This window comes from Enterobacter sp. SM3, assembly GCF_009811935.2.
Lineage (GTDB): Bacteria > Pseudomonadota > Gammaproteobacteria > Enterobacterales > Enterobacteriaceae > Enterobacter > Enterobacter asburiae_D.
On record NZ_CP099971.1, the window covers coordinates 953,828 to 978,666 of the forward strand.

At 56.8% G+C, this 24,839-nt stretch carries 23 protein-coding genes and 1 tRNA gene; 17 read left to right on the forward strand and 7 right to left on the reverse strand.

Translation table 11 applies throughout. The features are described from left to right. Positions 1 to 34 precede the first annotated feature (34 nt). Positions 35 to 838 (forward strand): 2,5-didehydrogluconate reductase DkgB, encoded by an 804-nt coding sequence (gene dkgB, locus GVO84_RS04355; protein ID WP_121425653.1) that lies wholly within the window; start codon positions 35 to 37, stop codon positions 836 to 838. A gap of 29 nt (positions 839 to 867) precedes the next feature. Here dkgB and yafC read toward each other — a convergent pair whose 3' ends face one another. Then, entirely contained in the window at positions 868 to 1,773 is a 906-nt protein-coding gene (yafC, locus tag GVO84_RS04360) for a DNA-binding transcriptional regulator YafC (RefSeq protein WP_159515559.1), read from the reverse strand. A 104-nt stretch (positions 1,774 to 1,877) separates the two neighbouring features. Between yafC and GVO84_RS04365 the strand changes: the two genes are divergently transcribed. From GVO84_RS04365 to GVO84_RS04375, 3 genes are all read left to right on the forward strand, one after another. Continuing rightward, positions 1,878 to 3,053: an MFS transporter gene (locus GVO84_RS04365; RefSeq protein ID WP_159515560.1), complete on the forward strand. Its 1,176-nt coding sequence runs from the start codon at positions 1,878 to 1,880 to the stop codon at positions 3,051 to 3,053. 136 nt (positions 3,054 to 3,189) lie between these two features. Beyond that, positions 3,190 to 3,990 carry an endonuclease/exonuclease/phosphatase family protein gene (locus tag GVO84_RS04370; RefSeq protein WP_024909448.1) on the forward strand — a complete coding sequence of 267 codons (801 nt, stop codon included), beginning with the start codon at positions 3,190 to 3,192 and terminating at the stop codon, positions 3,988 to 3,990. A 76-nt stretch (positions 3,991 to 4,066) separates the two neighbouring features. Further along, complete coding sequence (locus tag GVO84_RS04375; protein WP_159515561.1) at positions 4,067 to 4,840, forward strand: class I SAM-dependent methyltransferase; 774 nt, start codon at positions 4,067 to 4,069, stop codon at positions 4,838 to 4,840. Positions 4,841 to 4,892: 52 nt separating this feature from the next. On the opposite strand, the gene mltD is transcribed toward GVO84_RS04375, so the two are convergent. Then, a complete protein-coding gene (mltD, locus tag GVO84_RS04380) occupies positions 4,893 to 6,257 on the reverse strand; it encodes a murein transglycosylase D (RefSeq protein WP_159515562.1) in 1,365 nt (454 codons plus the stop codon). Positions 6,258 to 6,325: 68 nt separating this feature from the next. Beyond that, positions 6,326 to 7,084, reverse strand: coding sequence for a hydroxyacylglutathione hydrolase (gene gloB / locus GVO84_RS04385; RefSeq protein ID WP_121425649.1), 759 nt, complete (start codon positions 7,082 to 7,084; stop codon positions 6,326 to 6,328). Positions 7,085 to 7,116: 32 nt separating this feature from the next. Between gloB and GVO84_RS04390 the strand changes: the two genes are divergently transcribed. Continuing rightward, the gene (locus GVO84_RS04390; protein ID WP_023310484.1) at positions 7,117 to 7,836 is read left to right on the forward strand and encodes a class I SAM-dependent methyltransferase; all 720 of its coding nucleotides are present in this window, start codon (positions 7,117 to 7,119) and stop codon (positions 7,834 to 7,836) included. On the opposite strand, the gene rnhA is transcribed toward GVO84_RS04390, so the two are convergent. Then, complete coding sequence (gene rnhA / locus GVO84_RS04395) at positions 7,833 to 8,300, reverse strand: ribonuclease HI (protein WP_023334599.1); 468 nt, start codon at positions 8,298 to 8,300, stop codon at positions 7,833 to 7,835. The genes GVO84_RS04390 and rnhA overlap by 4 nt on opposite strands. Before the next feature lie 64 nt (positions 8,301 to 8,364). On the opposite strand from rnhA, the gene dnaQ reads away from it, so the two are divergent. From dnaQ to GVO84_RS04440, 9 genes are all read left to right on the forward strand, one after another. Continuing rightward, positions 8,365 to 9,096 carry a DNA polymerase III subunit epsilon gene (gene dnaQ / locus GVO84_RS04400; protein ID WP_201283088.1) on the forward strand — a complete coding sequence of 244 codons (732 nt, stop codon included), beginning with the start codon at positions 8,365 to 8,367 and terminating at the stop codon, positions 9,094 to 9,096. 132 nt (positions 9,097 to 9,228) lie between these two features. After that, positions 9,229 to 9,305, forward strand: a tRNA-Asp gene (locus GVO84_RS04405). 379 nt (positions 9,306 to 9,684) lie between these two features. After that, on the forward strand, positions 9,685 to 10,404 hold the full coding sequence (locus GVO84_RS04410; RefSeq protein ID WP_023334601.1) for a FadR/GntR family transcriptional regulator: 720 nt from the start codon (positions 9,685 to 9,687) through the stop codon (positions 10,402 to 10,404). Beyond that, positions 10,401 to 11,414, forward strand: a complete 1,014-nt coding sequence (locus GVO84_RS04415) for an ABC transporter ATP-binding protein (protein WP_159515564.1) — start codon at positions 10,401 to 10,403, stop codon at positions 11,412 to 11,414. The genes GVO84_RS04410 and GVO84_RS04415 overlap by 4 nt, the downstream gene beginning before the upstream one ends. Next, positions 11,411 to 12,493: an ABC transporter ATP-binding protein gene (locus tag GVO84_RS04420; RefSeq protein ID WP_039263859.1), complete on the forward strand. Its 1,083-nt coding sequence runs from the start codon at positions 11,411 to 11,413 to the stop codon at positions 12,491 to 12,493. Before GVO84_RS04415 ends, GVO84_RS04420 begins: the two co-directional genes overlap by 4 nt. 2 nt (positions 12,494 to 12,495) lie before the next feature. Beyond that, on the forward strand, positions 12,496 to 14,010 hold the full coding sequence (locus GVO84_RS04425; RefSeq protein WP_201283089.1) for an ABC transporter substrate-binding protein: 1,515 nt from the start codon (positions 12,496 to 12,498) through the stop codon (positions 14,008 to 14,010). 18 nt (positions 14,011 to 14,028) lie between these two features. Beyond that, positions 14,029 to 14,970, forward strand: a complete 942-nt coding sequence (locus GVO84_RS04430; protein ID WP_159515565.1) for an ABC transporter permease — start codon at positions 14,029 to 14,031, stop codon at positions 14,968 to 14,970. 2 nt (positions 14,971 to 14,972) lie between these two features. After that, positions 14,973 to 15,848 (forward strand): ABC transporter permease, encoded by an 876-nt coding sequence (locus GVO84_RS04435; RefSeq protein ID WP_126329150.1) that lies wholly within the window; start codon positions 14,973 to 14,975, stop codon positions 15,846 to 15,848. Positions 15,849 to 15,857: 9 nt separating this feature from the next. Beyond that, positions 15,858 to 17,459, forward strand: coding sequence for a gamma-glutamyltransferase family protein (locus GVO84_RS04440; protein ID WP_159515708.1), 1,602 nt, complete (start codon positions 15,858 to 15,860; stop codon positions 17,457 to 17,459). 69 nt (positions 17,460 to 17,528) lie between these two features. Here GVO84_RS04440 and GVO84_RS04445 read toward each other — a convergent pair whose 3' ends face one another. Together GVO84_RS04445 and fadE are read right to left on the reverse strand one after the other, a co-directional pair. Then, entirely contained in the window at positions 17,529 to 18,299 is a 771-nt protein-coding gene (locus GVO84_RS04445; protein WP_032661711.1) for an amidohydrolase, read from the reverse strand. 108 nt (positions 18,300 to 18,407) lie between these two features. Then, positions 18,408 to 20,852 (reverse strand): acyl-CoA dehydrogenase FadE, encoded by a 2,445-nt coding sequence (gene fadE / locus GVO84_RS04450; RefSeq protein WP_159515566.1) that lies wholly within the window; start codon positions 20,850 to 20,852, stop codon positions 18,408 to 18,410. Positions 20,853 to 21,091: 239 nt separating this feature from the next. On the opposite strand from fadE, the gene lpcA reads away from it, so the two are divergent. Next, the gene (gene lpcA / locus GVO84_RS04455) at positions 21,092 to 21,670 is read left to right on the forward strand and encodes a D-sedoheptulose 7-phosphate isomerase (protein WP_010427884.1); all 579 of its coding nucleotides are present in this window, start codon (positions 21,092 to 21,094) and stop codon (positions 21,668 to 21,670) included. A 46-nt stretch (positions 21,671 to 21,716) separates the two neighbouring features. Continuing rightward, positions 21,717 to 22,484, forward strand: a complete 768-nt coding sequence (locus GVO84_RS04460; protein ID WP_010427885.1) for a class II glutamine amidotransferase — start codon at positions 21,717 to 21,719, stop codon at positions 22,482 to 22,484. Here the strand turns inward: GVO84_RS04460 and dpaA are convergent. Next, positions 22,455 to 23,195: a peptidoglycan meso-diaminopimelic acid protein amidase gene (gene dpaA / locus GVO84_RS04465; protein ID WP_111965861.1), complete on the reverse strand. Its 741-nt coding sequence runs from the start codon at positions 23,193 to 23,195 to the stop codon at positions 22,455 to 22,457. The genes GVO84_RS04460 and dpaA overlap by 30 nt on opposite strands. 298 nt (positions 23,196 to 23,493) lie before the next feature. Between dpaA and GVO84_RS04470 the strand changes: the two genes are divergently transcribed. Next, positions 23,494 to 24,837, forward strand: coding sequence for a Na(+)-translocating NADH-quinone reductase subunit A (locus GVO84_RS04470; protein WP_159515567.1), 1,344 nt, complete (start codon positions 23,494 to 23,496; stop codon positions 24,835 to 24,837). Positions 24,838 to 24,839 lie beyond the last annotated feature (2 nt).

A 24,839-nucleotide genomic window follows, 5' to 3' on the forward strand; every position in this document is an offset into this window, starting at 1 on the left:
CCTCAGTTTACGAACATAACGATTGAGGAATATTATGACTCTCCCTGCATTTGGTCTGGGCACCTTCCGCCTGAAAGACGACGTTGTTATCGCATCAGTTAAAACCGCACTCGAACTGGGCTATCGTGCAGTTGATACGGCACAGATCTATGAAAACGAAGCTGCCGTTGGACAAGCTCTCGAAGAGAGTGGCGTACCGCGTAACGAACTGTTTATTACCACGAAAATCTGGATTGAGAATCTCAGCAAAGATAAGCTGATCCCTAGCCTGAAAGAGAGCCTGAAAAAACTGCGTACTGACTACGTAGATCTGACGCTGATCCACTGGCCATCACCGAATGATGCCGTCTCAGTAGAAGAATTCATGCAGGCGCTGCTGGAAGCGAAAAAGCAGGGCTTAACCCGCGAAATTGGGATCTCCAACTTCACCGTCCCGCTGATGGAAAAAGCCATTGCCGCTGTTGGCGCAGAAAATATTGCGACCAACCAGATTGAGCTGTCTCCCTACCTGCAAAACCGCAAAGTCGTGGACTGGGCAAAACAGCACGGGATCCACATCACCTCATACATGACGCTGGCCTACGGTAAGGCACTGAAAGATGAAGTGATTACGCGTATCGCAGAGAAACATAACGCCACTGCTGCGCAGGTGATTCTGGCATGGGCAATGGGTGAAGGTTATGCCGTGATCCCATCATCAACTAAGCGTGAAAACCTGGCCAGCAACCTGTTGGCAACGGATCTTCATCTGGATGCTGACGATAAAAAAGCGATCGCAGCACTCGAGTGCAACGATCGCCTGGTAAGCCCGGAAGGTTTAGCTCCTAACTGGGATTAAGTTTGACCCACCCTCTGTAACCTGAACCCTCACACAGCTCCTCCAGGAGCTGTTTTTATATGTTCACTCAGGAAGTCAATAAAGGCACGAATGCGCGTACTCACCGCTCTGTCACTGTAATACACGGCGCTAAAAGGCATTTCGACCGGCAGACGCTTATCGGCCATTAACTCCACGAGCTCACCGCGCGCAATTTCTTTATCAATCATGTAATCCGACAAACAGGCGATGCCATTCCCGGTAAGGCACAGTTGCTTCAGCGTTTCGCCGCTGTTGGAGGATAATCCGCAGGTAATTTCATGAAGTTGACCATCATGACAGGCGACAGGCCAGGTGTTTAGCGACACCGGCTCCGTAAAACCCAGGCACAGATGCTGCTTCAATTCTTCAACCGTCTCCGGTTTACCATGCTCGGTAATATACTCTGGTGATGCGATAATTTTGCGGTAGCTGGCAAACAGAGGGCGGGCACGCAAGCTTGAATCTGTCAGGGTTCCCGCCCGGATAGCCACATCCACTTTCCGCTCGATGAGGTTGATAAATGTCTCTGAGGAGACCAGCGAGAGCGTCATCTCCGGATAGCGCTCTCGGAAAGGTTTGATCAGCGGCATCAGAAAGTGAAGCACCACCGGCGTGGCCGCATCAATGCGCAGCAATCCACGCGGCGTGCTGCGGGTCTCCATAATCTCCGTCTCCGCGGCAGCCATCTCCTGCAGTACCGACTGCACGCGGCGGAAGTAACGCTCTCCTTCTTCCGTCAGGCTCAGCTGCCGCGTCGTTCGGTTGAGCAAACTCACCCCAAGCTTCATCTCCAGTTTTTTTACCGAACGGCTGATGGCCGAATTAGCCTGGCCCAGCTGTTCGGCCGCGCGGCTAAAGCTGCCGCTTTCAACGACGGCGACAAAGATTGTCAGCTCTTCTGATGTTGCTTTCACTGTTGCACCACCTGCAAAATTCTATTGAGATTTTGACCATTTTTGTTATTTAAGCACTGGCGCATACTGCCTGTCATCTTAATCCTGATGATACGGAGTATTTTATGCCACTGGCGCTACTTGCCCTGACGATCAGTGCCTTTGCAATTGGCACGACCGAATTTGTTATCGTGGGGCTGGTTCCCACTATTGCTAACCAGCTTGCGATCTCGTTACCCTCTGCCGGGTTGTTGGTGTCCATCTACGCCCTCGGCGTCGCCGTCGGTGCGCCTGTGTTGACGGCCCTGACCGGGCGTTTTCCGCGTAAGCAGCTGTTAGTTGCGCTGATGGTGCTGTTCACCGCCGGCAACATTCTGGCCTGGCAGGCACCGGACTACACCACGCTGGTTATCGCTCGTCTGTTGACCGGCCTTGCGCACGGTGTGTTCTTCTCGATTGGTTCCACTATTGCAACCAGTCTGGTACCTAAAGAGAAAGCGGCTTCAGCCATTGCGATCATGTTTGGTGGGCTGACCGTTGCACTCGTTACGGGCGTACCGCTGGGAACGTTCATTGGTCAACACTTCGGCTGGCGCGAAACGTTCCTTGCCGTCTCCTTGCTGGGTGTCATCGCCCTGGTGACTAGCCTGCTGCTGGTACCGTCGAATATTCCGGGCCGGGCGAGCGCCAGCCTGCGCGATCAGCTGAAGGTGCTCACGCATCCGCGTTTGCTGATCATCTACGCGGTTACGGCACTGGGCTATGGCGGCGTATTCACCGCCTTTACCTTCCTGGCGCCGATGATGCAGGACCTGGCGGGCTTTTCCCCCAATGCCGTGAGCTGGATTTTGCTGGGATACGGTATTTCCGTTGCCATTGGCAATATCTGGGGCGGCAAGCTTGCAGATAAGCATGGTGCGGTACCGGCGCTGAAATTCATCTTCGCCGCCCTGGTTGTTCTGCTGATGATTTTCCAGTTCACGGCTTCGCTACACTACGCCGCGCTGGTCACGGTGCTGGTCATGGGGATCTTTGCCTTTGGTAATGTGCCCGGGCTTCAGGTTTACGTTGTCCAGAAAGCCGAGCTCTATACGCCAAATGCGGTGGATGTGGCATCGGGTCTGAACATTGCCGCATTTAATATTGGCATTGCGCTGGGCTCCATCATTGGCGGGCAAACCGTAGCGCATGTTGGGTTAACCCAGACTCCGTGGATTGGCGCGGTGATTGTCCTGGTGGCCTTCCTGCTGATTGGCCTGAGTGGGCGCCTTGATAAACCTGCTCGCGTCGCGCTGGGTTAACATCAGTAAGTGCTTGCTTACAAAACTGGAAAGCGGTTTCTCAGAAATTGCGTTGAAAGTATGACCTAAAGTCCCTATAACATTAGAACCAGTCCGTTTTCCGGGCTGGTTCATGTTACAGAGGCTGTTTCCAAAAGTGCGAAAAAATACCTATGCCATGCGTTATGTTGCCGGAATGCCCGCGGAGAGGATCTTGCCTCCGGGGTCATTTGCGAGCATAAGCCAGGCATTACCCGCCGGCACACCGTTAAGCAGCGACGAGAAAATCCGTGTACTGGTGTGGAATATCTTTAAGCAGCAGCGTGCCGAGTGGTTATCGGTACTCAAGAATTTTGGAAAAGATGCCCACCTGGTTCTGCTCCAGGAGGCGCAAACCACCCCTGAGCTGGTACGGTTTGCCACCACGAACTATCTTGCCGCTGACCAGGTGCCTGCATTTGTCCTGCCACAACACCCCTCAGGTGTGATGACACTTTCAGCAGCACATCCGGTCTATTGCTGTCCTCTGCGTGAACGTGAGCCTATCCTGCGTCTGGCGAAATCGGCGCTGGTGACGGTCTATCCGCTGCCGGATACCCGAATGCTGATGGTCGTGAACATCCATGCGGTCAATTTCAGCCTGGGCGTGGATGTCTACAGTAAGCAGTTACTTCCGATTGGCGATCAGATTGCCCATCACAGCGGCCCCATCATTATGGCAGGCGATTTCAACGCCTGGAGCCGTCCGCGCATGAATGCGCTGTATCGCTTTGCGCGTGAAATGTCGCTGCGTGAAGTTCGTTTTAGCGATGACCAGCGCAAAAAAGCCTTTGGTCGTCCTCTCGATTTTGTCTTCTATCGTGGTTTGAGCGTGCATGACGCCTCTGTTCTGGTGACGCGCGCCTCCGATCACAATCCTCTACTAGTCGAATTCAGTCCCGGCAAACCTGATAAATAATGGTGTGTCAGGTCTGCCGTGGGGCAGACCTGCGCGGGTGCTGCCCTTTTATTTTTAACCAACAAAGGACAGTACGATGACAACAGCACATTCCCATCATGACAACGTAGAAAAACAGTTTGGTTCTCAGGCAAATGCCTATCTGAGCAGCGCCGTACACGCTTCTGGGCGCGACCTGGTGCGTCTCGGTGAACGCCTGTCGGCATTCCCGCAGGCGCACGTGCTGGATTTAGGTTGTGGAGCCGGGCATGCCAGCTTTACGGCTGCGCAGCAGGTGGCGCAGGTCACCGCATATGATTTATCCAGCCAGATGCTGGAGGTGGTTGCTGAAGCGGCGAAAGCGAAAGGGCTGGACAACATTAATACGCGCCAGGGCTATGCCGAATCCTTACCTTTTGATGACGCGTCGTTTGAGGTAGTGATCAGCCGTTATTCTGCGCACCACTGGCATGATGTCGGCCAGGCATTACGTGAGGTCAAACGCGTCCTGAAGCCGGGTGGCATCTTCATCATGATGGATGTGATGTCGCCCGGGCATCCGGTGCGCAATATCTGGCTGCAGACGGTGGAAGCGCTGCGCGACACCTCGCATGTGCAAAACTACTCCAGCGGAGAGTGGTTTTCATTTATCACTGACGCGGGGCTGATCGCGCGCGCGTTGATTACCGACCGCTTACCGCTGGAGTTTAGCTCGTGGATCGCGCGTATGCGCACCCCGGAAGCATTAAGCCAGGCGATCAGGCTGTATCAGGAGAGTGCGTCCGCGGAGGTGAAGGCGTACTTTGAACTGCAGGACGACGGCTCGTTTACCAGCGATACCATCATGGCTGAAGCGCAAAAAGCGGGATAAACAAAAAAGGCACCGAGGGGAATCGGTGCCTTTTTATCTTTCGATCGTGCTATCAGGAGTCTGGCGTAGCGCTGTTTTTCACAAACAGCGTCAACTGGTCGCCAGGTTTCAGATTGTCAGTATCATTGTTCCAGCGCATCACATCCTTGATGTTTACGCCGTGTCGTTTTGCGATACTGGACAGTGAATCGCCCTTGCGCACGCGATAGGTAATGCTATCGTTGTTGCTGGCGAGACGCTGTGCGCTGCTACCTGCACCTACCGTCAGAGTCTGACCCACTTTCAAGCCGGAGCTGCGCAGATTATTCCACTGCTGCAGATCTTTCGCATTCACGCCAAGACGTGATGCAATGCCCGAAAGCGTATCACCTGAACGAACCTTATAACTGCGGCTGTTAACTGATGATGCATCCGCGATCAGCGTTGACTGAACGGCGGCGATTTCACCAGAAGCTAAAGACTCACGTAACTGTTCAGCATGTTTCTGCGGAACCATTACATACTGCGGGCCACTTGCCCCCAGGGTTGAGCCTTTAACGCCAGCATTAAAGGTTTTCAATTTACTTACCGACATACCCGTCATATCAGCAACCTGTTGAATATCAACCGGATTGCTGAGGCGAACACGCGCCAGTGCACGACTTTCGTCTGGTGTTGGCAGTTGTACACCGTAACGCTTGCTGTTCTTGAGAATATCGCTCAATGCCAGCATTTTCGGTACGTAAATCTTTGTTTCCTGTGGCAGTGAGAGCGACCAAAAATCGGTGGATTTACCCCGTGCTTTATTCGCTTTCATTGCCTTCAGTACACGACCTTCGCCACTATTATACGCTGCGACCGTTAACAGCCAGTCGCCGTCAAACATCTTGTTCAGACGTTGCATCATGTCGAGAGCGGCTGTCGTTGAAGCGACAACATCGCGACGCGCATCATAGTTGCGGGTCTGTTTCAGACCATAGTTTCGCCCGGTGCTCGGTATGATCTGCCAAATGCCTGCGGCATTGGCGCCAGACGTCGCGTGTGGGTCAAAAGCGCTCTCCACTATGGGTAGGAGTACCAGCTCCATAGGCATGTTACGTTTCTTAACTTGCCCGGCTATCCAGTACATATACGGCTCTGCCCGTAACGTTACATCGTGGAGATAGCTCTTATTACTTAAATACTTCTGTTTCTGTTCGCGAATCCGGGTATTTTCCGGAATTCCCATCTTTAGCTCGTCGCCAATAGAGGTCCACAAGTCTTGATCCTGCGCGAAAGATGTTCCATCGTCCATCCAGCGCGCCGAACTTGCAAACTTCCCTGCTTCCCCTTGACCAGCTGCAGAAAGGCTCTGTGCGTGCTGTTGTACGTTGCTGCCGTTTTGCGACTGGCAACCTACAAGCAGGACAGAGGCGAGTAATATCGCTTTTGCCTTCATGTGTGTGTCAATAGTTGCTTAAAAGACGAGCGATGATAACGGCGAAATTTTGAAAAGGCAACCCGCAATTATCTGAAGTTATCTTTCTTTGACCTTAACCATGCAAATCGCTGTTCTGGTTGTTGCAAATTTGTTTCTTGGTTAATTTTGTTAATTAAATCAATGTCATCTGTTCGTAAAAATAAATTAATTTGGCGCTCGTTTTTCAGAATTACGGGTAGTGTTTTTTGGTTTTTTGCACGTAACTCCTTCACTTTGTGATAATAATCCTGAATCGCCCGATCCTCGGGTAATAGGCTCACGGCAAACTTCATATTTCCTAATGTATACTCATGAGCGCAACAAATGAGTGTTTCGTCGGGTAGTGCGTTAATCTTCTGTAAAGACTGGTGCATTTGAGCTGGCGTGCCTTCAAACAGTCTTCCACAGCCTCCGGAGAACAGCGTATCGCCGCAAAAAAGATAAGGCTTACTGTAGAAACACAGATGTCCCAAAGTGTGACCTGGTGTAGCAAATACGGAAAACTCCCACTCGCGTATGAGGATAGTTTCGCCTTCTTCGACTACTTGCGTGATGCCCTTATCTTGTGCCTCTGCCGGTCCGTAAACCACCAGATGCGGAAAATGGGCGCGCAGTTCAGGCACGCCGCCAGTATGATCGTGATGGTGATGCGTCAACAGAATGGCTTCTGGCTGCCAGCCGTTCTCTTTTATGGCACGCAGAACAGGGGCCGATTCGCCGGGATCGACAATGACGCATCGACGATCGTCGTCAACCAAAACCCAGATGTAATTGTCCTCAAAGGCTGGAATACTGATAAGATTCATACATTACCTCTTATAGCGTGGCGGGTGTTTTGATGAAACCGGCAAGGATACCTCAGACTGTCGCAGCACCGGAACGTTGGGCGGAATTGCCCTGGGGTGAATACTATCGCGAAGCGTTAGAACAACAGCTGAAGCCCTGGCTCGCGAAAATGTATGGCTTTCACCTGCTTAAGATTGGCAATCTCAGCGCGGAAATCAATACCGAAAGCTGCGCTATCTCGCATCAGGTCAACGTCTCTCTCGGTGGATCGCCGGTTCAGGTAAAAGCAGACCCGTTGCATCTGCCGTTTGCGGAAAAATCCGTCGATGCGTGTTTGCTCGCCCACACGCTGCCCTGGTGCAGCGATCCGCACCGTCTGCTTCGCGAAGCCGATCGCGTGCTGATTGATGACGGCTGGCTGGTACTTAGCGGATTCAATCCGCTAAGCCTGATGGGCCTGCGTAAGCTAGTACCGGTGCTACGCCGGACTCCACCTTACAACAGCCGGATGTTCACCATGATGCGCCAGCTCGACTGGCTTTCGCTGCTGAACTTTGAGGTGCTCTGCTACGGAGGTTTTCAGGTGCTGCCCTGGGCGCGGCAGGGGGGCGTCGTGTTGAGCACCCATCTCCCGGCGTTGGGCTGTTTGCAGTTTATCGTCGCGCGTAAGCGAACCATTCCCCTTACGCTTAACCCCATGAAGCAGAGCAAGTCGAAAACGCCCATCCGCCAGACCGTCGGCGCCACGCGGCAGTACAAAAAAACAGATTAAACGTCGGGCTGATATCCCGCATCTTCATGGGCGGGATTGGATGCCGCAGCACGCGCCAGTTCGTCGCAGCGTTCGTTTTCCGGGTGGCCTGCGTGGCCTTTAACCCACTCCCACTTAATCTGATGCTGGCCCAGCGCAGCATCAAGACGTTTCCAGAGATCGACGTTCTTGACCGGCTTCTTATCGGCGGTTTTCCAGCCGCGTTTTTTCCAGTTATGGATCCACTGGGTGATCCCCTGACGCACGTACTGGCTGTCGGTGCTTAGCACCACGTCACAATGTTCTTTTAACGCCTCCAGCGCCACGATGGCCGCCATCAACTCCATCCGGTTGTTGGTGGTCAGAAAATAGCCTTCGCTAAAAGTTTTTTCGTGCTGGCGATAGCGCATAATCGCGCCGTAGCCGCCGGGTCCTGGGTTACCGAGACAAGATCCATCGGTGAAAATTTCTACCTGTTTACGCATCTCTGGTAGACTTCCTGTATTCGAAACGTTCAGTTAAACGATAAGTCTGACATAAATGACCGCTATGAGCACTGCAATTACTCGCCAGATTGTCCTCGATACCGAAACCACCGGTATGAACCAGATCGGCGCGCACTACGAAGGGCATAAGATCATCGAGATCGGCGCCGTTGAAGTGGTGAACCGTCGTCTTACGGGGAACAACTTCCACGTCTACCTCAAACCCGATCGGCTGGTGGATCCGGAAGCGTTCGGCGTTCACGGGATTGCCGATGAGTTCTTGCTGGATAAGCCGACTTTTGCTGATGTCGCTGACGAGTTCCTGGAATATATCAAGGGCGCCGAGCTTGTCATCCATAACGCATCGTTCGATATCGGCTTTATGGATTATGAGTTCAGCAAGCTAAATCGTGATATCCCGAAGACGAACACCTTCTGTAAGGTGACGGACAGCCTGGCGCTGGCAAGAAAGATGTTTCCCGGCAAGCGTAACAGCCTTGATGCGCTCTGCTCGCGCTACGAGATAGACAATACCAAGCGAACGCTCCATGGGGCGTTGCTCGATGCCCAGATCCTGGCGGATGTCTATCTGACGATGACCGGCGGGCAGACGTCAATGAAGTTCAGTATGGAAAATGAATCCCAGCAGACGCAAGGCGAAGCGGGCATTCAGCGTGTTGTCCGCCAGGCAAGCCGGTTGCGGGTTGTTTTAGCCAGTGATGAAGAGCTTAATAACCACGAATCCCGGCTTGATCTGGTCCAGAAGAAGGGCGGCAGCTGTATGTGGCGCGCCTGAAAAAACGCCGGAATGCCTGTAAAATCATCGTTTGGGCGATTTTTGCAGCAAACGATTCAAAACGTGAGAAAAAGCGTTGACGAGATCGGAGGCGCACCGTAATATGCGCCTCGTTCCCCAAACGGGAACAGTGGAGCGGTAGTTCAGTCGGTTAGAATACCTGCCTGTCACGCAGGGGGTCGCGGGTTCGAGTCCCGTCCGTTCCGCCACTATTCAGAAGGCCTGAATCAGAAATGATTCAGGCCTTCGTCGTTTCAGCGATCTGTAATCTCATCCCCCCATCTATCGTTAACAAAAAGTTAATACATATGGTGCAATTAATTAACAATTGCACGGTTGTAGTGCGTTATTTGCACTGGTATTGTGCATTTCATCACCACTCCTCTCTTCAGACCGCAGTCAGAATGTTTCTTTCTGTAAAAATAATTCACGCAGAATCATTTGGTTATCTCCCGCTTTCCAAAAAATAACCGAACCAATTTCGTATTGGTTTGGTTATTGCTTAATCATTAGCACGATAAGCTTCATTCCATATCAATAACTTATCGTTAATAAAAATAAAGCAATGATGAAAGCGAGCGAACCAATATGGAAAAACCGTCACGGTTTCTGGCAAATTCCAGTACCGCGCTTGAGCAGCTGCGCGGGCTTATCAACCAGCATGAGTCAACACCAGGCATACCGCTGCCCACGGAACGTGAGTTGTCGGACACTCTCGGCGTAGGACGACGTGAAGTGCGTCGTGCGCTGGACGTGCTGGAAGAAGAGGGGCGCATCTGGCGTAAGCAGGGCAAAGGGACCTTTATTGGCCCGGCGGCACCTGTTGAACCGCTGGCCCTTCAGGGATTGGTTCAGCAGACCAACCTTCTGGAAGTGATGGAAGCTCGTCTACAGCTCGAACCCGGCTTAGCCCGGCTTGCGGCACTGCGTGCCACCAGGGAAAACCTAGCGCTCATGCAGCGCATGCTGGAACGCATCGACAAGGTCAGCCCGGACGACCGCGATCTCAATGAACTCTGGGATAGCGCCTTTCACCGGGCGATTGCCGAGGCGGCGGGCAACCGTCTGATGCTCGGCCTGTTTGATGCCATTGATGCCGTGCGGCGTGAACCGGGCTGGCAGCATCTGCGCGAGCTGGCACGCACCCCCGAACGTGTCGACAGCTATAACGACCACCACCATAAAATCATGTCTGCGATTATCCATCGCCAGCCTAATGAAGCCGCGGCCGCCATGCGCGAACACCTGCTCAGCCTGCAAACCGCCCTGATTCAGGCGATCCACCTCGAGGACGACTTCACGCCATGACGACAATACCCTTTAAGGACGCCACGCCCGTATTGCGAGTGCAAAACCTCAACGTTACGTTTGCTGGCTCGCCGGTTAGCGTGCTGGATGGTATTTCTCTGACCGTCAGAGCGGGCGAAACGCTGGCGCTGGTGGGGGAGTCCGGCTGCGGGAAAAGTATCACCTCACTGGCGCTGATGGGGTTACTGCCTGCCAGCGCGCAGATTGTCAGCGGTGAGATGCAGTTTCGCCGCCACGACCTGCGAAAGCTCACACCGCGCGAATATGCCGATCTGCGCGGCAGCGAGCTGGCGATGATTTTCCAGGAGCCGATGACCTCGCTCAATCCGGCGTTCACGCTGGGGGACCAGCTCAGCGAAGCGGTGATGCGACACCAGAACGTCTCGCGCGCAGAGGCGATGAAGGTCGCGCTGCAGATCCTCGAGAAGGTACAGATCCCCGCGGCAGAGATGCGCCTGAAAGCATATCCCCACCAGCTTTCCGGCGGCATGCGCCAGCGCGTGATGATTGCGATGGCGCTGATTAACCATCCCAAACTGCTGATTGCTGATGAACCCACCACCGCGCTCGACGTCACCATCCAGGCGCAAATCCTCGCCTTGCTCAACGCCTTAAAAGAGGAAACCGGCACGGCGGTGCTGATGATCACCCACGATTTAGGCGTCGTGGCGGAAGTCGCCCAGCAGGTCGCCGTGATGTATGCCGGGCAGGTGGTGGAGCAGGGGAGCGTGGAGGCGATATTCGCCGACCCGCAGCACCCGTACACCATCGGCCTGATGGGCTCGATTCCTTCTCTTAGCGCGCGCAAGGGCCAGCTCTCCACCATTCCCGGATCGGTCCCGCTCCCGGAATCCATGCCGAAAGGCTGCCGTTTTGCCACCCGCTGTCCGTTTGCGCAGTCGCGCTGCCATGATGAAAAACCGCAGCTCGCCGCGCTCGGCGCGGGCCATCAGGTCGCCTGCTTCCGCGTGCCGCTCGAACAGCACATTGCCCTGGGAGAAATCGCATGACCACGCCCATTCTTGAAGCCCGTGACCTCAGCAAGCTTTTCCCCGGCCCGAAAAAACTCTTTACTCCGGCACGGTTTGTCACGGCGGTCGATCGTGTTTCGCTTGCCGTGATGCCGGGCGAAACGCTGGCGATCGTCGGCGAGTCCGGCTCCGGGAAATCTACGCTCGGTCGTTTGCTGCTGCGCCTGCTGGCTGCCAGCGAAGGGCGCGTGTTTTACCAGGGGGAGGAGATCACCGATGCCTCCGGTGCCCGCCTGAACCAGCTCCGGCGCGAGCTGCAGATTATTTTTCAGGATCCCTTCGCCTCGCTCAACCCGCGCATGACGGTGGAGCAGATCGTCGGGGAGCCGCTGTGGCTGCATCAGAATATGAAAAAAGCGGATCGCCAGTACCGCGTTGCCGAGCTGCTTAAAACCGTTGGCCTGCCTGCCGCCTGGGCCGGACGCTATCCGCACGAGTTTTCCGGCGGGCAGCGCCAGCGTATCGGCATTGCGCGCGCGCTGGCCTCGGGACCGAAGCTGCTGCTGGGTGATGAGCCGGTATCTGCGCTGGATGTCTCCGTCCAGGCGCAGGTGGTCAACCTGCTGGAAAGCCTGAAGCACCAGCTTGGGCTGACGATGGTGATTGTCGCCCACGGTCTGGCGGTGATCCGCCATATGAGCGACCGCGTGGCGGTCATGTACCTCGGCCAAATCGTCGAGCTTGCCACCGTGGATGAGATTTTTGACGCGCCGCTGCACCCCTATACCCAGGCGCTGATCGCTTCGGCACCGCAGATGCAGCCGGGCGTTGAGCGCGACGCGCCGCTGCTGCAGGGGGATCTACCCAACCCGGCTAGCCCGCCGTCCGGCTGCCGTTTCCACACCCGCTGCCCGTACGTTACCGATGAATGCCGCCAGGTCGAGCCAATCAATCAGGTGCTCGACGGCGGGCGTCAGGTTGCCTGCCACCGCTGGCAGGAGATCAACCGCGATCGCAGCGTTATCCAGATTGCACCGCCATCCGCCGCTTTTCTGCGCCGCCGCGCGCTGTTTGAACACGCGGCCACTCACTCGTCCCTTCCTTCAAGGAACTCATGATAATGACAATGCGTAATTCTCTTTTGACCGTACTGGGAAGTGTTATGTTGCTTGGCGCGGCGCTGCCCGCCCATTCTGAAAGCGTGCTGCGAATCGGCCTGGGCGCTGACCCGGACATGCTCGACCCGCATCTGGCGCGCACCTACTATGGCCGCTTCGTGTTTGCCTCCCTGTGCGACAGGCTGGTGGACGTGGATGAAAACCTGAAGGTTGTTCCCGGTCTGGCTAAAGACTGGGCGTGGAGTGAGGACGGTAAAACCCTGACGCTCAATCTGCGCGACGGCGTGACCTTCCACGACGGTGAGAAATTCGATGCCGCCGCGGCAAAATACAACCTCGACCGCGCCCTGACCCTGAAAGGCTCCCTGCGTAAGAGCGAGATCTCCTCCGTTGAATCGGTCGAGGTCACCGGCCCGATGCAGATTGCGCTGCACCTGAAAACGCCCGATGCCGCGCTGCTGATGCAGCTCACCGACCGCGCGGGCGCAATGATGGCCCCCGAGGCGGCGAAAAAGCCTGACTTTGCCGCCCACCCGGTCTGCTCCGGCCCGTATAAATTCGACAGCCGCGTGTCCCAGGACCGCATCGTGCTGACCCGCTTCGACAACTACTGGAACAAAGACGCCTACCACTTCGACAAAATTATCTATCTGCCGATTCCGGATGCCTCCGTGCGCCTCGCGAACCTGCGCGCGGGCGATCTTGACCTGACCGAAGGCATCGCCGCCAGCGACGTTAAAACCGTCGAAGCCGACAGCAAGCTGGCGCTGGCGAAGGTAACCGGTCTGGGCTATCAGGGCATCACCTTCAACATCAACAACGGCAAGGTGCCGGCGAACGATCCGTTCAAGGACGCCCGCGTGCGCGAGGCATTTTCTCAGGCCATTGACCGCGATGCGTTAAACCAGGTGGTCTTCGAAGGGCTCTACACCCCGGCCAACCAGGCGTTTTCACCGGTCAGCCCGTATCACGTTAACCTGCCGGTTCCGCCGCGTGACGTCGACAAAGCCAAAGCGCTGCTGAAGGCGGCAGGCGTCACCGCGCCGCTGACCGTCAACCTGCTGGTGCCGAACAACCCAACCTCGCAGCAGGTGGGGCAGGTATTGCAGGCGATGGTCGCTGAGGCCGGATTTAACCTGAACCTGCAGATGACCGAATTCGCCACACTGCTCGATCGCCAGCAGAGCGGTGACTATCAGCTGAGCTTCTCCGGCTGGTCGGGACGCCCGGATCCGGACGGCAGCATCTACGGCTTTATCAACAGCAAAGGCACGCTTAACGACGGCCGCTACAGCAACGCGCAGGTTGACGAATGGCTGACCCAGGCGCGCCAGAGCACCGATCAGGCCGCACGCCAGCCGCTGTACGACAAGGTGGTGAAGCAGTTGCAAACCGACATGCCGATTGCCTACCTCTACTTCGAGCCGCGCATTTTCGGTCTGAACAAAAGCGTGCAGGGCTTTAAGCCGTACCCGGACGGCATCGTGCGTCTGGCGGGTTTGACGCTGGCGAAATAAACGTCCTGAGGAGAACCCATGCTGGAACTGATTTGCAAACGTCTGCTGCTGGCCGTCCCGACGCTATTGCTGGTGAGCATGATGGTGTTCGGGCTGCAAAAGCTGCTGCCCGGCGACCCGCTGATTGCCATGGCCGGCGAGGAGCGCGATCCGGCGGTCATCGCCCAGCTGCGCGCGGAGCTGAACCTCGATGCGCCGATCCCCGTGCAGTATTTCCACTGGCTGACGCGGGCGCTGCAGGGCGATCTGGGCGTCTCCTTACGCACGCACGAACCGGTAACGCAGCTGATTGCCAGCAAGCTGCCGGTCACGCTGGAGCTGTCGCTGCTGGCGATGATTATCGCGCTGGTGTTTGGCATCAGCATGGGGATCCTCGCGGCGGTGAACAAAAACACCTGGGTCGATCACGGGGCTAACTTCGTGGCGATCTCGGGGATCTCGATCCCGCACTTCTGGCTGGGGATCCTGCTGATTCTGGTCTTTTCGGTGAATCTGCAGTGGCTGCCCGCCTCCGGGTACGTGCCGTTCAGTGAAGATCCGATCCAGAACCTGCGCACGCTGCTGCTGCCCGCGTCCGTGCTCGGAACCGGCCTCGCGGCGACGCTGATGCGCCACACCCGCGCCTCGATGATTGCGGTCCTGAAGGCGGATTACATCCGTACCGCGCGGGCTAAGGGGCTGCTGCCGAAAGCGGTGATCCTGAAGCACGCGTTTCGCAACGCGCTGGTGCCGGTCATCACCCTCACCACGCTGCTGTTCGGCGAGCTGCTGGGCGGCGCGGTGCTGACCGAGCAGGTCTTCACCATTCCGGGCTTCGGCAAGATGATCGTCGACTCGGTATTTAACCGTGACTACGCGGTGGTGCAGGGCGTGGTGCTGATCGTGGCGATTGGCTTCCTGATGCTCAACCTGCTGGCCGACGTGCTCTACGTCCTTATCAACCCGAAAATGCGAGGTTAACCATGGCGGAACTGACGACGCAAACCGTTACGCCCGCGCTGCCGCGCGCGCAGAACCGGGTGCTGAAGAAATTCCTCGCCAATAAAAGCGCGGTGATTGGCGCGGCGGTGGTGGGCTTCTTTGTGCTGGTGGCGCTGCTGGCGCCGTGGATCGCCCCGTTCGACCCGGTGAAAGCCAACTTCCTGGCGGTGCGCAAAGCGCCGTCGGCGATGTACTGGTTCGGCACCGACGAGCTGGGGCGCGACATTTTATCCCGCATTATCTGGGGGGCCCGCACCTCGCTGATGGCGGGCTGTATGTCGGTCGTTATCGCGGTGGTCATCGGCGTGCCGCTGGGGCTGGTGGCGGGCTATTTCCAGAAGATGTGGGACGGGGTGATCTCGCGGTTTATCGAGGCGCTGCTGGCCTGTCCGTTTCTGATCATGGCGATCGCGCTGGGGGCATTTTTGGGCCCAAGCCTGACCAACGCGATGATCGCCATCGGTCTTTCGGCGATGCCGATCTTCGCCCGCCTGACGCGCGGGCAGGTGATCGCCATTCGCAACGAAGAGTATATCGACGGCGCCCGGGCGATTGGCTTGCCGGATCGCTGGATCATCATTAAATACGTCCTGCCAAACGTAATGTCGCCGATCCTGGTGCAGGCCACGCTGGCGATTGCCTCGGCGATTATCGCTGAAGCCAGCCTGTCATTTTTAGGGTTGGGGCAGCAGCCGCCAAATCCGTCCTGGGGCTCCATGCTCAACACCGCGAAAGGGTTTCTGGAGCAGGCACCGTGGATGTCCGTTTTCCCCGGCGTGGCGATTTTCCTCGCCGTGCAGGGCTTTAATTTACTCGGCGACGGGCTGCGCGATGCGCTCGATCCTCGCCACGACTAAGGAGTCATGATGACCAAAGCGCTTGATTTTACGTCCGGTTACGATTCTAGACGCCCGCCGATGCTGGGCCATAACGCGGTTGCCACGTCGCAGCCGCTGGCGGCACAGGCAGGCATGAAAATGCTGCAGCTTGGCGGGAATGCCGTGGATGCGGCCATTGCCACCGCGATGGCGCTAACGGTGGTTGAGCCGACCGGCAACGGGATTGGCAGCGACGCCTTTGCCATCGTCTGGGACGGTGAAAAGCTGCACGGCCTCAACGCGTCCGGCCGTTCGCCTGCCAGCTGGCATGCGGATCTGTTTGCCGGTAAAACGGCTGTGCCGGAAATCGGCTGGGACGCGGTGACCGTGCCGGGCGCGGTCTCCGGCTGGGTCGCCCTGGCGGAACGCTTCGGCACGCTGCCGCTGACCACCCTGGCGCAGCCTGCCATAGACTACGCGCGCAACGGTTTCCCGGTCTCCCCGCTGATCGGCCATCTGTGGCAGCGCGGCTATAGCAAGCTGAAAGATCAGCCGGGCTTTAGCGCCTGCTTCGCGCCGGAAGGCCGCGCCCCGCGCGTGGGGGAAATTTTCCGTAACCCGGCGCAGGCGAACTCGCTGGAGCTGATTGCTAAAACTAACGGCGACGCTTTTTACCGCGGCGAGCTGGCGCAGAAAATTGCTGCTTTTGCCAAAGAACACGGTGCGCACCTGACGGCTGAGGATCTGGCAAACCACCGCGTGGACTGGGTGGAGCTGCTGTCGCGCGACTTCGCGGGCGGCTCGGTGCAGGAGCTGCCGCCAAACGGCCAGGGGATCGCCACCCTGATTGCGCTCGGCATTCTGGAGCAGTGCGGTATTGAGAAGCATCACCCGGATTCCGTGCAGTCCCTGCACCTGTCCATCGAGGCGATGAAGCTGGCGCTGGCGGATCTCGACCGCTACGTGGCGGATGAAGAGCACATGACGTTCGCGGCAAAAGAGCTGCTGAGCGACCACTATCTGGAGTCGCGTGCGGCGCTTATTGACCATGATAAGGCCTCAGATTTTGTCTACGGTTCCCCGACGCAGAGCGGCACGGTCTACATCAGTACCGCCGACGCCAGCGGGATGATGGTCTCGTTTATTCAGTCCAACTATATGGGCTTCGGTTCAGGCATCGTGGTGCCGGATACGGGGATCAGCCTGCAAAACCGGGGCTGCGGGTTCGTGCTGGATCCCAATCACCCGAACGCGCTGGCGGGCAGCAAGCGTCCGTTCCACACCATCATTCCGGGCTTTGCGATGGACGGCAACGGCCAGCCGCTGATGTCCTTTGGCGTGATGGGCGGCCCGATGCAGGCGCAGGGGCACATGCAGATGGCGCTGCGCATTATGCTGCATGGACAAAACCCGCAGGCGGCAATCGACGCTCCGCGCTGGCGCGTGGTGCAGGGCAGGGAGGTGATCGTTGAATCGACGTTCGATCGCAATACTATCGCCGCGCTGCGCGAGCGCGGGCATCAGATCGTGGTGGAAGATCCGCTTCAGGATTACAACTTCGGCGGGGCTCAGGTGATTTACCGCCTGCCGGAAGGGCACTACGTGGCCGCGACGGAAAGCCGCAAAGACGGGCAGGCGTTGGTGAGTTAATTAACGCCCGGTGGCGCTGCGCTGTGCTTTTGTAGGCCGGGTAAGGCGTAGCCGCCACCCGGCTTTTTTTCACCCAATGCTAAACGGATCCGCATCCTGCCATGCCGGAAACTTCTCCCGATACTCCTTCAGCGCCGTCAACGACAGCTCGGCATCAATGCGCGTCGCCTGATGCGGCTCGGCGGTGGCAATTATCTCGCCCTGAGGATTCACCACCCGGCTGTCGCCGCGGTAGTGATGTCCGTTGCCGTCCGTTCCCACGCGGTTACAGCCCACCACGTACGCCTGGTTCTCAATCGCGCGCGCCACCAGCAGCGATTGCCAGTGCAGGGAGCGCGGCGCAGGCCAGTTGGCGACATACAGCGCCAGGTCGTAATCGTTGCGGTTGCGCGACCACACCGGGAAGCGCAGGTCGTAGCAGACCAGCGGCAGAATACGCCAGCCGCGCCATTCAAACACCACGCGCTCGTGACCCGCTTCATAGTGATGATGCTCATCCGCCATGCGGAACAGGTGGCGCTTATCGTAAAAGTGCACTTTCCCTTCGGGCTCCACCAGCAGGAAGCGGTTCACGGGCCCGCGCTCCGTTTGCAGGGCGGCGCTTCCGGCAATCAGCGCGTTGGTCTGCTGCGCTTTGGCATGCATCCAGGCGACCACCTCATCCTGCGGCATTGACTGTTGTGCCGCTTCCATGGCGAAACCGGTCGTGAACATCTCCGGCAGGACAATCACATCACGCCCGGTAATCTCTTCCAGTTGACGATCAAAGTGGCGCAGGTTGGCGGGGCCATCCATCCACACTAAAGGTTGCTGCAAAATCGAAATCTTCAAACCAGGCACGATACAGACTCCTCAAAAGACCGCTTTTTGACACTGTAGCACGTCATTACGAGAAAATGTGGCAATAAAAAACCCCGCGCGAGGCGGGGTTTGTATAAGCGAAACGCGTTACGCCGCTTCAGGCTTGCGGTGCTTCTCCGGCAGCTTTACCGGCTGCGTCGCCAGCTCGTCCGGTTCGAAATCATCCACGTTAATACTGCGCAGACGGCTCTCTTCGGCTTTCACCAACAGCGCGGCTTCATCTTTATTGATAATGCCACCGGCCAGCGCCTGTTTTGCCAGTTCGTCCAGACGGGTAAACGGCAGGTTTTTGCCCAGCTGCTTACAGATCTTCTGATGAATCGGATCGGCAGCCATCACGTCCAGCAGCGCCTCTTCCAGCAGACCCACAGGGTTATGCGGCGTCGGCGTCAGATACTGACCGCGGCCAATGCGGGAGCGGGTTGCGCTCGGTACCTGCAGGATCTTCGCCACCTTGTGGTCCAGCTTGTCGGACGGCGCCAGGTGGTGACGACCGGTCGGGAAGATCACCGCGCGCAGGGCGCCCGCCACGAAGCGGTTCGGGAAGTTCGCCAGCAGGTCATCAATCGCCTGTTCAGCCTGATACATCGCATCCTGAACGCCCCAGTGCACCAGCGGCAGATCCGCTTCCTGACGGCCTTCGTCGTCGTAGCGCTTCAGGACCGCAGAGGCCAGGAAGATCTGGCTCAGCACATCGCCCAGACGAGCAGAGATACGCTCGCGACGCTTCAGGCTGCCGCCCAGCACCGCCATGGAGACGTCAGACAGCAGAGCCAGGTTGGCGCTCAGTCGGTTCAGATGCTGGTAGTAACGTTTGGTCGCATCGCCGGTCGGCGTCGCGCTGGTAAGACCGCGCGTCAGGCCCAGCCAGAAGCTGCGCACCTTGTTGCTGCCCACGTGACCGATATGCTTGAACAGCAGCTTATCGAAGGCATCCACGTCGTTGTTCTGCGCAGCGGCCATCTCTTCCAGCACGTACGGATGGCAGCGAATTGCGCCCTGACCGAAGATCATCATGCTGCGGGTCAGGATGTTTGCCCCTTCCACGGTGATGGCAATCGGTGCGCCCTGATAGCCGCGCGCCAGGAAGTTGCCTTCGCCGAGCATAATGCCTTTACCGCCTGCGATATCCATCGCGTCAATGATCGACTGCTGCGCGCGGTGGGTACAGTGGTACTTCACAATCGCGGACAGCACGGCCGGTTTTTCGCCCAGCATGATGCCGTAGGTAATCAGAGAAGCAGCGGCATCCATCACGTAGGCATTGCCCGCGATACGCGCCAGCGGCTCTTCGATACCTTCCATCTTGCCGATGGAGATTTTGAACTGACGGCGGATGTGGGCGTAGGCACCAATCCCCATCGCGACCGACTTCAGACCGCCGGTTGAGTTCGACGGCAGGGTAATGCCGCGGCCCACAGACAGGCATTCAACCAGCATACGCCAGCCCTGGCCGGCCATTTTCGGGCCACCGATGATGTAATCAATCGGCACAAAGATATCCTGACCGCGGGTCGGACCGTTCTGGAACGGCACGTTCAGCGGGAAGTGACGGTGACCAATTTCAACGCCTGGGGTAGAGGTTGGGATCAGCGCACAGGTAATGCCCAGATCTTCTTCACCGCCCAGCAGTTTTTCCGGGTCAGAGAGCTTAAAGGCCAGACCCAGCACGGTGGCGATTGGCGCCAGGGTGATATAACGCTTGTTCCAGGTCAGGCGCATGCCCAGCACCTGTTCGCCCTGCCATTCGCCCATGCAGACCACGCCGGTATCCGGGATCGCGCCCGCATCGGAGCCGGCTTCCGGGCTGGTCAGCGCGAAGCAAGGGATTTCCTGACCGCGTGCCAGACGCGGCAGGTAGTGATCTTTCTGCTCTTCGGTACCGTAATGCTGCAGCAGTTCGCCCGGGCCTAAGGAGTTAGGTACGCCAACCGTAATCGCCAGGATCCCGGAAACGCCCGCCAGCTTTTGCAGAACGCGAGCCTGAGCGTAAGCGGAGAATTCCAGACCGCCGTACTCTTTCTTGATGATCATCGCGAAGAAGCGATGTTCTTTCAGATACGCCCACAGCTCTGGCGGCAGGTCGGCCATTTCATGGGTGATGGCAAAGTCGTTGGCCATGCGGCACGCTTCTTCCACCGGGCCGTCAATAAAGGCCTGCTCTTCAGCGGTCAGGCGCGGCTGCGGATAGTTGTGCAGCTTTTTCCAGTCCGGGTTGCCCTGGAACAGATCGCCTTCCCACCAGGTGGTACCCGCGTCAATCGCTTCTTTCTCGGTACGCGACATGGGCGGCATCACTTTGCGGAAGCCTTTGAACACCGGCGCAGAGATCATTGATTTACGCATCGGCGCCAGGTTAAACGGCAGAAGAATGATGGCAAGAGGGACTAAAAGCCAGATATTCCAGAGGCCTGCGACGCCAAGCGCAGCCGTCCAGGCCAGAAGAATCAGGCTGCTCAGGAATAAACTTACGCGGTGATAGAACAGCACACCGAGCAGTACAACGGTTGCGAGAATGCTCAAAATCATCATAAAGAAAAGCTCCCTTGCTTGTAGGAGGTCTGACCACTTGTGATGATATGGTTGTAGTTGATGTGAATTCCTTTAGCAATGTGTTTACAAAATAATTACAACCTGGTTCACATTGTTCGTGTTTTAGCCGGCACAAAAAATCAAAACGCCGGATGATTCGCATGGCTTTAGCTTCTCGCTTTTCCCGCTATCCGGTACACTCCACTGTGTTATTTCATCAATACTGAAGGATTATCCTCATGTACCAGGATCTTATTCGTAACGAACTGAACGAAGCGGCGGAAACGCTGGCGAACTTTCTGAAAGATGATGCCAATATTCACGCTATTCAGCGCGCGGCGGTCCTGCTGGCCGACAGCTTCAAAGCCGGTGGCAAAGTGCTCTCCTGCGGTAACGGCGGTTCCCACTGTGACGCTATGCACTTCGCAGAAGAGCTGACCGGACGCTATCGCGAAAACCGTCCGGGCTACCCGGCGATTGCGATTTCCGACGTGAGCCACATCTCCTGCGTAGGCAACGACTTCGGTTACGACCACATCTTCTCCCGCTACGTTGAAGCGGTAGGCCGTGAAGGCGACGTGCTGCTGGGGATTTCTACCTCCGGCAACTCCGGCAACGTGATCAAAGCGATCGCCGCCGCGCGTGAAAAAGGGATGAAAGTCATCACCCTGACCGGTAAAGATGGCGGTAAGATGGACGGTACAGCGGATGTCGAAATTCGCGTTCCGCACTTCGGTTATGCTGACCGTATTCAGGAAATTCACATTAAAGTGATCCACATCCTGATCCAGCTGATCGAAAAAGAGATGGTTAAGTAAGACTTCGCTGGGGGCACTCTTGCCCCCGCTGTTGTGGAGGTGACGTATGTGCGAACTGCTCGGGATGAGCGCCAATGTGCCAACCGATATTTGCTTTAGTTTCACCGGGCTGGTTCAGCGCGGTGGAGGAACCGGGCCGCATAAAGACGGCTGGGGCATCACCTTCTACGAAGGCAAAGGGTGTCGCACGTTCAAAGATCCACAGCCCAGCTTTAACTCACCGATTGCAAAACTGGTGCAGGACTACCCCATCAAGTCCCGCTCGGTGATCGCCCACATCCGTCAGGCTAACCGCGGCGAAGTGGCGCTGGAAAATACCCATCCGTTTACCCGTGAACTGTGGGGCCGTAACTGGACCTACGCGCACAACGGGCAGCTTACGGGCTATAAGTCGCTGGAGACGGGCAATTTCCGCCCGGTCGGCGAAACGGACAGCGAAAAAGCGTTCTGCTGGCTGCTGCACAAGCTGACGGAGCGCTATCCCCGCACGCCCGGCAACATGGCCGCCGTATTCAAATACATCGCGACGCTGGCGTCTGAACTGCGTGAAAAAGGCGTGTTCAACATGCTGCTCTCTGACGGCCGCTACGTGATGGCGTTCTGCTCGACGAATCTGTTCTGGATCACCCGCCGCGCGCCGTTTGGCGTTGCGACGCTGCTGGATCAGGATGTGGAAATAGACTTTCAGAAGGAGACCACACCGAACGATGTGGTCACTGTTATCGCAACGCAGCCGCTGACGGGCAACGAAACCTGGCAAAAGATTATGCCAGGCGAGTGGGTGCTATTTTGTCTCGGGGACCGTGTAATTTGACGCCAGCTGCGGGTGGACGACTTCGTGGCTCAGCGGTTTGCTGACCACGTAACGGCCATCGACGATAGAGACCACCGGTGGCTTGTGGGTCTGCTCAAAGTAGTCGTAACCTGGCTTCAGCTGTTTCCAGAAATCCGCGTAGTATGAGTACTTGTGACGCGCCATGTTGGCGTCCGTCATGCGGAACGGATAGATGCTGACCTGTACGTTAGGCTGCCCAAAGACCAGTGCGCCCGTCACGAACTGGAAAATCTCATCAATGCCGGAGTCTGTCATCGCATAACAGCCGATAGACACGCAGGCACCGTGGATCATCAGATATTTACCTTCATAACCGTGTGCACGGTCATAGGCATTCGGGAAGCCGATGTTAATGGCTTTATAGAAGCGGCTGTCAGGCTTGAGCTGGCTGCGCTGAACGTTGTAGAACCCTTCCGGACTTTTGAAATCGCCCTGGCGTTGTTTTGGCCCCAGCCCGCCGGAGTAGTTACAAATTTTGTAACTATCAAGCAGCTGATATGTCTCGCCCATTTTCACAAACAGATCGAGAGTGCGTTCTTCCTTGAAGATTTGAATATAAACCGGCGATCCCATTAACTGCTGTTTATATTCCTTGCTGACCGGCGTCGTTGAGCTATTACTGCTGAGCAGTCCGGCAAACGACATGCACGGAATCAGAAGCATCGCAATGAACAATGCGATTTTACGCATACTACTAGTTCCTTGATAAAACCATGACCAACTTGCCAGGACGGCAAAAGAGACCCGAAATCAGATTATTCTGTTAGGAGCGCTCACATTAGCACCGCTATAGATTTTCGCAAGAGCCGGGCGGTGAGTTTACAAATTAGTTTTACTTTATAAACCATCAAAATTGCGATGGCTCCAGGAACTTTGCGCATTAGCTCGCAATTTGGCGCGCGCGACGGCGGATTCTCTGCCCGCGAGGAGGTGAAAATGTTACACTTTGCGCCCACTGGATTGTTGTTCATGGAAACCTGCTAACCACATGTTTAAAATCAAAAAAGGACTTAATCTGCCGATTGCAGGCGTGCCAGCGCAGCACGTTTCGACAGGCGCAAGCGTCCGTCATGTCGCCATTTTGGGCGACGACTACCTGGGAATGCGTCCTTCAATGCTGGTACAGGAGGGCGATCGCGTTATCAAAGGACAGGCGCTCTTCGAGGACAAAAAAAATCCCGGCGTGATGTTCACAGCCCCCGCGAGCGGCACCGTTGTGGCCATCAACCGCGGCGAACGGCGCGTTCTGCAGTCGGTGGTTATCCGCATTGAAGGCGATGAACAGCGTGAATTTGCCCATTACGACGCCGCAGAGCTCGCGTCGCTGAACCGTGACGCCGTTCAGGCTCAGCTCCTGGCCTCCGGTTTATGGACCGCGCTTCGTACGCGTCCCTTCAGCAAATCCCCTGTTCCGGGCACGGAGCCGGCCGCGATTTTCGTCACGGCCATCGACACCAACCCGCTCAGCGTGGATCCGCAGCCGGTTATCCTGGCGCAGCGAAAAGCCTTCGATGCCGGACTGACCGTTTTAACCCGCCTCACGTCCGGAAAAGTCCACGTTTGCCAGGCCGGCGGCGGCAAGCTTGGCGGGCATCCGCAGGGGCAGGTCACGTTTAATGAGTTTGCTGGTCCACATCCGGCAGGTCTGGTCGGGACGCACATCCATTTCCTTGAGCCAGTAAGCCTGACGAAGCGGGTCTGGCATCTTAATTATCAGGACGTCATCGCCATCGGTAAGCTTTTTACTACGGGTGAACTCAGCGCTGAACGGATCGTCGCCATCGGCGGACCGCAGGCCGCAAACCCGCGCCTGGTAAAAACGCTGCTGGGCGCAGACATCACGGAACTGCTGGTGGGGGAAACGAAAGAGGGGGAAAACCGCCTGATTTCCGGTTCGGTCCTCAGCGGGCGCCATGCTGTCAATGCGCACGCGTACCTTGGGCGTTTCCATTTGCAGGTCAGCATTGTGCAGGAAGGGCGCGAGAAAGAGCTGTTTGGCTGGGTTCTGCCAGGCGCGGAAAAATACTCCGTCACCCGGACTACGCTGGGCCATTTCCTGCGTAATAAGCTGTTTAGCTTCTCGACCAGCACGCACGGTGGCGAGCGCGCCATGGTCCCGATTGGCAACTACGAGCGCGTCATGCCGCTGGATATTCTACCCACCGTGCTGTTGCGTGATCTCCTTGCTGGCGATACCGACGGCGCGCAGGCGCTGGGCTGTCTTGAGCTTGACGAAGAAGATCTGGCGCTCTGTACCTATGTCTGTCCGGGAAAATACGAATATGGACCGGTATTGCGCGAGGTGTTAACCCGCATTGAGCAGGAAGGATAACC